Genomic DNA, 11,919 nt, shown 5'->3' with positions numbered 1-11,919 from the left:
GCCTCGTTCACGCGGCCCGGTCATGCGGCCCGGTCGGCATAGCCGTTGAGCAGTACCGCGAGCCGGGTCCGCGCCCGGGCGCACCGACTCTTCACGGTGCCCTCGGCGACGTCGAGCAGGGCCGCGGCGTCGGCGACGGAGTAGCCGTGCATGTCCACGGCGAGCACAGCGGCGCGCTGGCCGGCCGGCAGCCGGGACAGCGCCTGCCGAACCACCAGCGCCGTCTCCAGCTGAGCGGTCCGGTCGGGTATCGGAATATCGACGATCAGGCCGACGGTCGGCCGAAGAGCCCTGTACCGCAATCGATCCCGGCATTCGTTCAGAACGATCCGGGTCAGCCAGCTGCTCACTGGCGCGTCGTGCCGGAACGAGCCGGCGTGGCGGTGCGCCGAGAGCATCGCGTCCTGAACCGCGTCGTGCGCGTCCTCGGCGGTGGCACTGCTCCGCCGGGCCAGCCGGTACAGCCGGCCGCGGTGGCGGCGGAACAGTTCCTCGAAGGCATAGCGATCGCCGGCGATGTGGGCGCAGAGCAGATCGCCGTCGCTGCGGGCGCTGAGGCCGGCGCGGCCGGCACGGTCGATGGAGCTGGACACCGCGCGGACATTAATCACCCCGCGGAGCGAGGGCACTTCACCCGGCGATCGGGCGGTTAGGAACCTGCGGCGCGGACGGTGATCTCGGAGATGTCGGTGCGACTCTTGCCGCCGACTTGACCGAGGGTGGAGATCCACACCAGCACGTTGGACGTCGGCGCCGCACTCGGCACCGAGACGGTGTTGGTGCCGGGTTTGAGCAGGGTCGGCCCGGTCAGCAGGGTGGTGTCCTCCAGGGTGCCCGGCGTGGGCGAGGAGGACGAGCGGATCTGCACCTGGGTGCCGGTGCTGGACACCCCGATCGTCACGCTGCCGACCACCGTGGGTTCGGGCAGCTGCAGCATGAGCCCCACCCCGTTCTTGAACCCGGGGAAGGGAACCATGTCGGTGTAGGTGTCCGTCGGCCAGACGGTGTTCGGGTCACCGTCGATGGCCAGCCCGGCGAGGTTGGGTGCGTCGGGGCCGCCCGCCGGCGAGAAGACCGTGGCAGCGGTGGGTTTCACCATCGCCCCGGTGCTCTCTTTGGCCGCGGTGGTGCTGGTGTTCAGCCCCAGCCGGTCACCTTTGAGGGCGCTGTCGGAGTCGCCGAAAATATTGCTCAGGAACGAACCGAGCATCAACAGGGCGACGGCCAGGATGGCGGTGGCCACCCCGGCGCCGATCAGCAGATTGCGCTTGCGCTGGGCGTGTGCGGCGGGGTCGTCCTCGCGCGGTGGCGGTCCCGGTGCCGCCCCGCGGGCTGGCCGGGGTGGTGCGGCCTGGTTCGGGGGGCCAACGGCCGATGCGGGCGCAACGACAGCCTCGGCGCGCTGGGTGCGGTCCCCGGTGCGTTCGGCCGACGATGTCGCCTGTTGAAGCAGGTGCAGCAGGGTGGGCGCGCTGCTGATGCCGCCGCCGGGTTCGACGGCGCGCACCGCGGCCGCACTGATCTGGAACGGGATCGCGCCGTTGATCGCCCGCGGTTCGACGGGCTGGCCGTTCGGTTCGCTCTCGGCCGCCAGCATGCCGCTGGGCGTGCCGCTCTCCGGCAGCGGCCACCGGTCCACCAGCAGGGCGTAGAGCGCCGCGCCGATCCCGCGTACGTCGTGCGCCGGGGTCGCGTCGGGCAGCGTCGCCGGGAAAGCCAGTGCGACGTCGCCGTCGATGCTGACCCGGATCCGCGCCGGGTGATCGACCGACAGCGCGACGCCGGCCCGGTGCGCTTCGTCGGCCGCGGCCGCCAGCGACTGGATGGCGCGGGCCCCGCCCAGGGCTGACGGGGAAGTGCCCGCCACCTCCCGCAGCGACCCGCCGCGAATCCACTCCGACACGACCAGGCCGCCACCGCTCTCGATCGGTGTGACGTCGAGGACCCGGGCCAGGCCGGGACGCTGGATGCGGCTGAGTTGCTGTGTGCGGGTGAGGATTTCTTCGACCTGATCCGCCGGCATGGTGCGGTCGGGGTCGATGAAGGTCAGCGCGACCTGCCGGTCCAGCGAGGTGTCCAGCGCCTGCCAGAACTGCAGTCCGACCGGTCCGCCGTGGAACACCAGCAGCCGGTAACGGCCGTTGGCGACGGTGGCGCCGGGACCCAGTGGCAGCGGTCGCGGCCCGGACGGGCCGCCCGCCCACACCGTGCTCTCCGCCGCGGACTGCGCGGGAACGTCAGGCTGGAAATCATCGGCAAGTTGACGGGGAATCTTCGTCGTCCCGTCGTCGGGCGGACCCGCAGGCGGGGTCTCCGGGGGTTGTTCGCTCAGCTCCGGTCCTTTCCCGGTCGGCACGGCGACGTACTTAGCTTTTTCGAGTTCAGGGTACGTGACACCCGGTTGCTTGTGGGGCAGGTGTGAGTCGGGGGGCGACGTGGCGTCTGCGGCGCCGCTCCGGCCCAGCCGTCGGCGGACGGCTCCCGCCGCCGCCAGGGCATCCGGAATCCGGGCCACCAGCATCACCGCGGTCAGGATCGGCAGCATCACCGCGGCCAGGATCGCCAACCGGAGCATCGACCCCGCCCCGGCGTGCTGCTCGGTCAGTGTCCGCAGGCCCAGCAGCCGGTCCGCTGCGGCGGCCACCCCGGTCGCGAGCATCGCCGCCGCGACGGTCGCCAGGATCGTCCGGCGGACCTCCGGGGCCAGCAGCCGACCGCCCGGGGGCCGCAGCGCCCGGCGCAGCAACAGATGGCCCAGCACCGCCCCGGCCACGAAACCCATGCCGTTGGCCGCGCCGAGGTAGCCGGCGACCAGCTCAGGGTCGTTGGTCAGGTGCGGGGCCAGCAGCGAGAACAGGATCTTGACCGCGGTGATCGCGACGATCACCAGGATCGGCGTCCACGGGTCGTCGCTGGCGTAGAACACCCGCAGCTGCAACAGAACCAGGGCGTAGGGGATCAAGGTGAACGAGGACAGTGCGATGGCCATGCCGAGGTAGTTGGCGTCGACCTCGCCGAACTTCCCATAGGCGAACAGCGCGCTGCCGATGGCGGGGCCGGCGACAGTCATGAACGCCACCACCGGAATCAGCGTGACCATCGTCAGCCGGGTGGCCAGTGAGAGGTCGGCGAGGACGGCCGGGGTGTCGTTGGCGGCGGCGTTTCTGCTGAGCCGCGGCATCACCACGGTCAGGATGGTGACGCCGATGATGCCGAACGGCAGCTGCAGCACCATCCAGGTGTAGTTGTAGATCGCCGGGCCGGATGCCGCCGCGGTACTGGCGATCTGAGTGCCGACCACCAGACCGATCTGACTGATCAACACGTAGAGCACCATCGCTGCGGCCATCGTCCCGAAGCGTTTGAGCCGTTCGTCGATGCCCCACAACGGGCGCAGGTTGACCCGCTCACGGCGGATGGCGATCAACAGCACGGCGGCCTGGGCGACCACGCCCAGGGTGGTGCCGATGCCCAGCACGAGCAGCTTGGCGTTGCCCATGCTGACCGGGTCCAGCGAAAGCTGTCCCGGCACGATCACATAGAGGCCCAGCGTCGCGATAGCGACCACGTTGTTGACCACCGGTGCCCATGCGGTCGGCGCGAACACGTTGCGGTTGTTGAGAATCGCCATGAACACCGACGTCAGCCCATAGAAAATGACCTGGGGCAAAAGCAGATAGGCGAACGCTGTCGTGAGCGGTTCGTTGACTTTGGGATCCGCGCCGAGCATGAGCCGGACCAGCAGGGGAGCGGCGGCGACCGAGAGCACCGTGGCGACCAGCAGCAACGTGGTGGCCAGCGTCACCAACCGGCGGACGAAGGCCTCGCCGCCGTCGGGGTCGTCGCGTTCGGCCCGGGCCAGCACCGGAACGAAGATCGCCGTGAAGGTGGCTTCCAGCACAAGTGCGGCGATCAGGTTCGGCAGCTGGTTGGCCACCGAGAAGGCGCTGGACAATGCGGCGCCCAGTAGGGCGGCCAGCAGCACGATCCGGATGAAGCCGGTGATCCGGCTGATCAGGGTGGCGAGCGCCATGCCCCACGACCGGGAGACCACCGCGGCGTCGGTGAGTTCCTCGCGGCGGGCCCCGGTGTCGGCGGCCGACTGCCCGGAAGACGAAGACTGCCCGGAAGACGAAGACTGCCCGGAAGACGAAGACTGCCCGGAAGACACCGTCATCGGTCCTTCCCGGGAGGTCGGCGGGGCGGGTCGAGGTCGGCGCGGTCGGGTTGCCCGCGCAGTCGGTGGTAGAGGCGGCGCCCGACCAGCAGCGCCAGCACGGCACCGCCGACCATCGTGATCGTGAACAACAGTTTGCCGTAGGCATTGGAGTGCACCGACAAGCGCACCGGCTCACCGAGTTGCAGACCGTCGGGGGTGCGCAGGGTGACGTCCACCGCGACGCGCTGGGTGACGTGCAGTTCGACCGGCACCCGCAGCGGCAGGTATCCCGGCGGCACTTCCTGTTCGCCGATGTCGGTGACGGTCATCCCGGGCGGTACGTCGGCGTGCAGCCGCACCCGGATCGGTACCGCCAGATCGTTGCGCACCGCCAGCGGCAGCGCGCTGCGTTCGGTGGCCAGCGTGTAGGAGTCGCCCGGGTTGACGATCCGCACCGCCCGGAAGAGGTCTTCGATGGTGGCGGCCGCGACCGAGAGACGCTGGCGGGCAATGTCGTTGCGGGTGGCGGTCGGTTCGATCTGGCTCAGCGCCCGCAGCATGTCCTCGCGCAGCGGCGCGGTGTACTGCAGTCCGGTCAGGCCGGTGCGACCGTCGGTCGTCAGTGCCGCGGTGAGTCCCCACTGCCGTCCGGCGGCGGCCCGGATCGTGTCGATCACGTCGTCGTCGAACCGGCCGGGGAAGTCGGTGGGCAGGTCCTCACCGGGCTCCTGCGGCGCCGGGGTGGCCGCCGCCTCGGCGATCACCGCACCCAGCGGCCGGGGGGTGGCCAGACCCGCGCGGATGGTGTTGGCCAGGGCCGTGAGCATCACCCGTGCGTCGTCGGCCTGGGGGCTCCACTTCAACGGCGGCAGCAGGATCTGGGTACGCGGTTCGGTGGTGGTCTGCAGCGGGCGCCACAACATGGCCGCGACGGCGGCCTGGCGGCGGGCGGCCGGGGAGTCGTGGTCCAGCGGGACCGACAGCGCGTCGTCGAGGTAAGCCGGGATGCCGGGGTCGGTGCCGACGCCGGCCAGTGCCGCGCCCAGGGCCGGGTCGAACGGCGCCAGCACCACCTGGGTCGACAGCCGGCGGGTCTCGAGCTCGGCGGTGGTGCCCTCGGCGAGGTCGGCGGCGGCGATCACCACGGTCCGGCTCTGGGTGTCCAGCAGCGCGGCGGCCGCGGCGGTAAGCGGCCCGTCGCCGAGGACGGTGGCGCCGCGCAGCGAGGTGATACCGAGGATGCGGTCGACGATGTCGGCTGCGGTGGCGGTGGCGGCGGCGTTGAGGCCGGGGTCGCCGATGCGGTACAGCGCCCCGAGATCGGCCTGGGCGTAGGGCGTCGCGGTCACGCACATCCGGCGCGCCAGGCCCCGTAACCGGTCCAGCCACGCCGCGGCGGCGGCCTGCCCGGTCCCGGGGTGGGCGGCGGTGCCCAGCCCGTTGGGTGCGTCGGCGACGACGTAACCGGCCGTCATGGCGTTGACGGTCACCAGCAGGTCGGGGTCGATCGCCAGACACAGCGCGCGGTCCAGGCCGGTGGCCGGGTCGATCGCGCCGGGGCTGGTGGCGAACTCGGCCGCACCCAGCAGGGTTTCCAACCGTCCGCCGGCCGACAGCGAGACGGCGAGGTCGTCGTTCATCAGCCGGACCGGATTGGTGCCGCCGGGTACGCCGGGCGCCAGTCGCGGCTTGTCCGCCAGCGGCCACAGCATGGTGACCCCGACGGGTTTGGTGGTGTCGGGCGGCACGGCGTCATCCGATTCGCCGCCGTCCGTGTTGCCGCCGTCCGTGTTGCCGTCCGACGACGAACCGCGGGGCACACCGGTGACCGGGAGGAGGAAGCGGGCTCCGTCGAGACGTGAGGCCACCGAGTCCTCCGGCACGCCGTCCACGGTGATCGCCAGCGGATACACGCCGGGGGTGTCGATGCCCAGGGCCGAGCGGACCGGGACCGAGAAGCTGACCGACCCGGCTTGGCCGCGGAGGAGCTCATCGGAGACGGGGGTGAAGTTGCCGATCGGCGCGAACTGGCCGCCGGCGTCCAGGGTGGTCCGCAGACCGGCCGAGGTCGTTACCGCGGAGCTGTGTTCCAGCCGCGCCATCACGTCGCGGACGGGACGGTCGCCGACGTTGGTGACCGTCGCGGTGACCGTCACGGTCGGTTCGCTGGAGGCGGTCACGATGTCCGGGCTGACGCTGTCGAGCCGGACGGTCAGATAGCCGCTCGGTTCGGCGGAGACGACGGGCGCCACGCCCAGCAGAGCGGCGAGCAACCCGAGCAGCGCGACAATCCCGGGTAGGCGCGGGGCCGCGCTCACGCGCCCGGACCGCAGCCGTTCGCCCGGTGTTCACCGGACGCCTCGTCGCGCGACGGGCGGTTGCGGGTATGGGAGTGGGTCTGCGGGTGGCGCCGGGGCACTGAGCGGGGCAGCGGCGGCAGGGCGGAGGGGCCGTCGGTCTGCAACCGTTCGATGAGCTCGTGGGCGACCTTGGCCAGTCGGCGCTCGTCGGCGTAGGCCAGCCGGTCGGGCAGTTCGGCGACCGGCACCCAGGCGACTTCGGTGACCTCGACGTCCTCGTCGCACAGTTCGCCACCGGAGAACCGAAGCAGGTAGTGGTGGACGGTCTTGTGCACCCGGCGTCCGTCGGTGACGAACCAGTAGTCGATGCTGCCCAGCGCCGCCAGCACATGTCCGTGGATACCGGTCTCCTCGGCGACCTCACGGATAGCGGTCTGCTCGGCGGTCTCGCCCTGCTCGATGTGCCCCTTGGGCAGCGACCACAGCATCCGGCCGCGCCGGTCGAGGCGACCGATCAGCGCGGCCATCTGCTCCTCGCGGGGCCGTTCGATGTCGTCGATCACCAGGCCGCCCGCCGAGGTTTCGTGCACCGTCCGCAGCCGGGGGTTGGAGCGTTGTTGGGAGCGGGGACGGTTGGCCGCGGCGGGCCGTGCGTCAGGTCCGGCATCTGCCTTGAGGTCGGGCTTGAGGTCGGCCTTGAGGTCGGGCTTGAGGTCGGGCTTGGCATCCGGCCTGGGATCGGGTTTGGCATCGGCGGCGGGGGCGGCGGACTCACCGCCCGCTGCCCGCTGCTCTACCTGCGGAGGGGGGCCGGCTGACCGGCGACCACGACGGCGACGCCGACGCCGTCGTGGTTTGGCCTCCTCGCCCTCGGACACCTCAGTGATGGTAGCTGGCGCGCAACCCCGTGCGGTGCCCGCCACTCGCCGGTCTCCGACGGCCGTCGGGGACGCACTAGGCTCACCGGACGTGCCTGAAGCCATGTCGGAGGACGAACTTCGAATCCGCGCGGCCGTCGAGCTGAACCGGCAGGCTCCGGTGTTGCGGGAGATCGGCGCACGGTTCACCGCCGCCGGTCATCAGCTCTACCTTGTCGGCGGCAGCGTTCGCGACGCGGTGCTCGGCCGGCTGACCACCGACCTCGACTTCACCACCGATGCCCGGCCGGACGTCGTCCAGGCGTTGATGCGCCCGTGGGCCGACGCGCTGTGGGACACCGGCATCGACTTCGGCACAGTGGGTGTCGGCAAAGCCGGAATGCGGTTGGAAATCACCACCTTCCGCGCCGACAGCTACGACCAGGTCTCGCGTAACCCGCAGGTCCGCTACGGCGACCGGCTCGAGGACGACCTGGTGCGCCGCGACTTCACCGCCAACGCGATGGCGGTGCGGATCACCGCCGACGGGCCCGGGGAGTTCCTCGACCCGCTGGGTGGTCTGACCGCGGTGCGGCAGCGGCGGCTTGATACCCCCGCCGCCCCTGAGATCTCCTTCGGCGACGATCCGCTGCGGATGCTGCGCGCCGCCCGGTTCGTCTCCCAGCTGCAATTCACCGTCGCCGACCGGGTCCGCGAGGCCATCGTCGCGATGGCGCCGCAGCTGGCCCGGATCACCGTCGAGCGGGTGGCCGTCGAACTGGACAAGATGCTGCTGGGTGCCGACCCGGTGGCCGGCATCGATCTGATGGTGCAGACCGGCCTCGGCGACGTGGTGCTGCCCGAGATCGGCGGCATGCGGATGGCCATCGATGAGCATCACCAGCACAAGGACGTCTACCAGCATTCGCTGACCGTGCTGCGGCAGGCGATTGAACTGGAAGGCTCCGGCGGGCAGGAGCGAAGCGACTCGGGGGAAAAGTCCGGCCAGAAGGATCTGGTGCTGCGCTGGGCGGCGCTGCTGCACGACATCGGAAAGCCGGCCACCCGCCGCCATGAGTCCGACGGCGGGGTGAGCTTTCATCACCATGAGGTCGTCGGCGCCAAGATGGTGCGCAAGCGGATGCGGGCGCTGAAGTACTCCAAGCAGATGGTCGACGACGTGTCCCAGTTGGTGTACCTGCACTTGCGGTTCCACGGCTACGCGCACCAAGATGGAACTGGCCGGTGGACCGACTCGGCGGTGCGCCGCTACGTCACCGACGCCGGGCCGCTGCTGCCACAGCTGCACAAGCTGGTGCGCGCGGACTGCACCACCCGCAACAAACGGCGCGCGGCACGCCTGCAGGCCAACTACGACAGCCTCGAGGAGCGGATCGCCGAACTGTCGGCCAAGGAGGATCTGGCCCGGGTGCGGCCCGACCTCGACGGCAACGCGATCATGCAGATCCTCGGCATCCCGGCGGGCCCGCGGGTGGGGCAGGCGTGGAACTACCTCAAGGAGCTGAGGCTGGATCGCGGGCCGATGTCGCCGGAGGAGGCGACGGCCGAACTGCTGGCTTGGTGGAGCGCACGCGACACGTCCTGACACCGTGGAACCGGAAGGGCACCGCCGGCGTCGAATAGGCATGGATTACTGCCTGGACGCCGGCAACGGGTCGGCGTCAATCTGGTCCGGGCCGGCCGAACTCGACTTGGACGGCGACGGATTCTTCGACGACCTGATGACCGACGACGACGGAGACGGCCTGGCCGACTACGCCGCCCTGGATCTCGACGACGACGGCGCACCTGAGGCGCGCTACACCGACGACGGTTCCGGCACCTGGGCGGTCGGCGGTGCGCAGCATCCGCTGCGCTGGTTGAGCCTGGACGGTACCGAGCGCACCGGGCCCGGTGATGTGGACGGTGACGGGTCGCCCGAACAACTCCTCGACGTGAATCGCGACGGCCTGGCCGACCGCGCCATCTCCGGTGACACCGGCTACGTCGACACCGACGGCGACGGGCGTTGGGATGTGCGGTTGCAGGACTCCAACGCGGACGGCTTGGCCGACGCGGCCGGCCCGCCCTGAGTGCATCCAGCCTGCGTACAGATCGCGATTCGTCGGGCGAAATCACGCTCTGGGCGCAGCGCCGATGACGCTCAGCGCCCTGCGCTCGGGCCATGTGGCGCGGCAGCGCCCTGCGCGCTCAGCGCCCCGCGCCGGGCGGCCCCGCGAAAGCTTGCGCGATGCTCAGCCACCGCTCGGCATCCGGCCCGTCAGCCACCACGTCCAGCTCGGCCCGCGGTCGGCGCTGGGTCACCAGGCAGCAGAAGTCCAGCGCCGAGCCCCGCACCCGCTGGGCGGCGTCGTCCGGACCCCACACCCACAGGCCACCGTCGGGAGCGGTGAGCTCCACCCGGAACGGCTCAGCCGGAGGGGTCAGCCCATGCACCATGAACGCGAAGTCGCGGGTGCGCACCCCGAGGTGGGCGATCGACGTCAATCGGTCCGTCGGCGCCACCGCAACACCCAGAGCGTCGGCCACATCCAGCCCGTGCGCCCAGGTCTCCATCAGACGGGCGGTGGCCATCGACGGGGCGCTCATCGGCGGCCCGAACCACAACAGCTTGCGGCCCTCGGGCACCGTGCGCAGCGCTGCGTGCAAGGCCTGCCGGGTGCTCCGCCACTGCGCCAGAAGTTCCGCCGGCGGCAGGGCGGCGGTCTCGGCAGCCGCGTCGTCGACGAAGGTGTCGATGACGTCCTGAGCGGAGTCGACCAGCGCGGTGAACGCGGCCTCGTCGGTGATCGACAGCAGCGCCACCCGGTCGGTCCACAGCAGGTGGCCGATCTGGTGGGCGATGGTCCAACCGGGCGCGGGCGTCGGCGTCGCCCACTGCTCGGCCGGCAGCCGGTCCACCAGGGCGTCCAGCGTCTCGCTCTCGGTGTGCAGATCATCGACGATCGCGTCGACAACAGTCATGGCGCTCAAGCCTAGTTCGCGGCCAAGTTCGCGCGGCGGCCGATCCTGGCGTGCACTGTCAGGCCCACCAGGTAGACGCCGGACCCCGCCAACACCAGTCCCACCGAGTGCCCGTCGGCCGGTATCACCGCAGCGCTCGCCGTCACCGCGATGATGAACGACAACCAGAACACCGCGTCCTGCACGGCGAACACGTGGCCGCGCGACGCGTCGTCGACGTCGATCTGCATGGCGCTGTCCGCGCACAGCTTGACGGCCTGGCCGGCCAGCCCGAGCAGGAAGCTGCACGCCACCATCACTCGCAGATCCAGCGTCGCGGCGGCGAGTTGGACCACCGCGGCGAACAGCAGCGCAGTGTTGGCGGTGGCGTAGCGGCCCCAGCGTCGCACGGACGTCGGAGTCAGCAGGGTGGATAGGAATGAGCCGATGCCGGCGGCGGCGACGACCACCACCACCGCACCGAGCCCGGCGACGCCCTCAGCGCCGCTGTGCCGGACGATCACCAGCACCAGCAGGGTGTTGATGCCGATCACCATTCGGTGCGCGCTCAGACCGGCCAGCGTCGCGACCACCGAGGGCCGCGCGCCCGCCGCCCGGATTCCGTACACCCAGCCGGTGGCCACCGCGTAGAACGGCGATCCGTGCACGGCGGTGTTGTCGGGTCCAAGCACGCGCGGACGGAACCGCAGCGACAGCACCAACGCCACCGCCACCGGGAGGGCGACCAAGACGATGACCGTCGCGGCGGCGCTGTCGCCGTCGCCGAAGAGCCAGCGCGGAACCAGCATGAAGTTGGCGCCCAGGAAGGTCGCCGTGGCCCCGGTCGCGGTGGCCACCGAGTTCATCGTCACGACCTGCTTGCGGGGCACCACGTCGGGCAGTGCCGCGGACATGCCGGAGGTGACGAACCGGCTGAACCCGTTGACCACCAATGCACCGCAGAGCACGAACAGGTCGCGTGCGCCGACCGCGAGCAGGGCCGCCACCCCGAGGACCGCCAGCACCCGCGCGGCGTTCGCTGCGATGAGCACGACGCGGCGATCCCAGCGGTCCAGCAGGGCCCCGGCGAACGGACCGAGCAGCGAGTAGGGCAGGAACAGCACCGCGAACGCCCCCGCCATCGCCCATGGCTCGGCGGCACGTTCCGGATTGAACAGCAGCCCGCCGGCCAGACCCGCCTGGAACAGACCGTCACCGAATTGGCTGGCCACCCGCAACTCCAGCAACCGCCGGAAGTCGGGCAGGCTGCGCACCGAACGCCACAGCGAGCCCGAAGGGCGGTAGTCCACCACTGATTCACAGTACAAACATCAGTCCGGCACCCCGCTGTTCGAGGCGGTCAACCGTGCCATGATGGTGAGGTGGCGCAGCACGAAGACCCGGAGGACTTCATCGCGCCTGCCGCTCAGCGGGTGCGAGCCGGAACGTTGCTGCTGGCGAATATCGACCTGATGGAACCGACGTTCCGGCGCAGCGTCATCTACGTCGTGGAGCACAACGACGGCGGAACCCTCGGCGTGGTCCTCAACCGGCCCAGCGAGATGGCCGTCCACAACGTGCTGCCGCAGTGGTCGGACCTGGTGGCCAAACCCAAGACGATGTTCATCGGCGGCCCGGT

Annotated in this window: 9 protein-coding genes; 3 read left to right on the top strand and 6 right to left on the bottom strand. The window is 70.9% G+C overall.

Translation table 11 applies throughout. The features are described 5' to 3' along the window. Positions 1-20: 20 nt before the first annotated feature. From sigM to ADBZ6I_RS03310, 4 genes are read right to left on the bottom strand one after another with little or no spacing between them, the layout of a single operon-like run. Positions 21-593 (bottom strand): RNA polymerase sigma factor SigM, encoded by a 573-nt coding sequence (gene sigM / locus ADBZ6I_RS03325; RefSeq protein ID WP_526380844.1) that lies wholly within the window; start codon positions 591-593, stop codon positions 21-23. A 56-nt stretch (positions 594-649) separates the two neighbouring features. Further along, positions 650-4,177: a murein biosynthesis integral membrane protein MurJ gene (murJ, locus tag ADBZ6I_RS03320; protein WP_526380842.1), complete on the bottom strand. Its 3,528-nt coding sequence runs from the start codon at positions 4,175-4,177 to the stop codon at positions 650-652. After that, entirely contained in the window at positions 4,174-6,477 is a 2,304-nt protein-coding gene (locus ADBZ6I_RS03315) for a DUF6049 family protein (protein ID WP_526380840.1), read from the bottom strand. The genes murJ and ADBZ6I_RS03315 overlap by 4 nt, the downstream gene beginning before the upstream one ends. Further along, positions 6,474-7,337, bottom strand: coding sequence for an NUDIX hydrolase (locus tag ADBZ6I_RS03310; protein WP_526380838.1), 864 nt, complete (start codon positions 7,335-7,337; stop codon positions 6,474-6,476). Before ADBZ6I_RS03310 ends, ADBZ6I_RS03315 begins: the two co-directional genes overlap by 4 nt. A gap of 91 nt (positions 7,338-7,428) precedes the next feature. On the opposite strand from ADBZ6I_RS03310, the gene ADBZ6I_RS03305 reads away from it, so the two are divergent. Both ADBZ6I_RS03305 and ADBZ6I_RS03300 read left to right on the top strand, forming a co-directional pair. Beyond that, entirely contained in the window at positions 7,429-8,922 is a 1,494-nt protein-coding gene (locus ADBZ6I_RS03305; RefSeq protein WP_526380836.1) for a CCA tRNA nucleotidyltransferase, read from the top strand. Between the two features lie 40 nt (positions 8,923-8,962). Further along, positions 8,963-9,409, top strand: a complete 447-nt coding sequence (locus tag ADBZ6I_RS03300) for a pullulanase (RefSeq protein ID WP_526380834.1) — start codon at positions 8,963-8,965, stop codon at positions 9,407-9,409. 118 nt (positions 9,410-9,527) lie between these two features. On the opposite strand, the gene ADBZ6I_RS03295 is transcribed toward ADBZ6I_RS03300, so the two are convergent. Next, the gene (locus ADBZ6I_RS03295) at positions 9,528-10,301 is read right to left on the bottom strand and encodes a TIGR03084 family metal-binding protein (RefSeq protein ID WP_526380832.1); all 774 of its coding nucleotides are present in this window, start codon (positions 10,299-10,301) and stop codon (positions 9,528-9,530) included. 11 nt (positions 10,302-10,312) lie between these two features. Then, entirely contained in the window at positions 10,313-11,593 is a 1,281-nt protein-coding gene (locus ADBZ6I_RS03290) for an MFS transporter (RefSeq protein ID WP_526380830.1), read from the bottom strand. A gap of 69 nt (positions 11,594-11,662) precedes the next feature. Between ADBZ6I_RS03290 and ADBZ6I_RS03285 the strand changes: the two genes are divergently transcribed. Then, positions 11,663-11,919, top strand: a 257-nt coding sequence (locus tag ADBZ6I_RS03285; RefSeq protein ID WP_526380828.1) for a YqgE/AlgH family protein, incomplete at its 3' end; no start/stop codon positions are given.

The sequence above is a fragment of the Mycobacterium sp. genome (assembly GCF_044342925.1).
Classification (GTDB): Bacteria; Actinomycetota; Actinomycetes; order Mycobacteriales; family Mycobacteriaceae; genus Mycobacterium.
Note: the sequence above shows the minus strand (reverse complement) of the source record. Positions and strands in the feature narration are given on the sequence as shown.

Excerpts from the sequence above, each read along its gene's own strand:
- murJ (WP_526380842.1), bottom strand. The coding sequence starts at position 4,177 with ATGACGGTGTCTTCCGGGCAGTCTTCGTCTTCCGGGCAGTCTTCGTCT.
- ADBZ6I_RS03300 (WP_526380834.1), top strand. The coding sequence starts at position 8,963 with ATGGATTACTGCCTGGACGCCGGCAACGGGTCGGCGTCAATCTGGTCC.
- ADBZ6I_RS03295 (WP_526380832.1), bottom strand. The coding sequence starts at position 10,301 with ATGACTGTTGTCGACGCGATCGTCGATGATCTGCACACCGAGAGCGAG.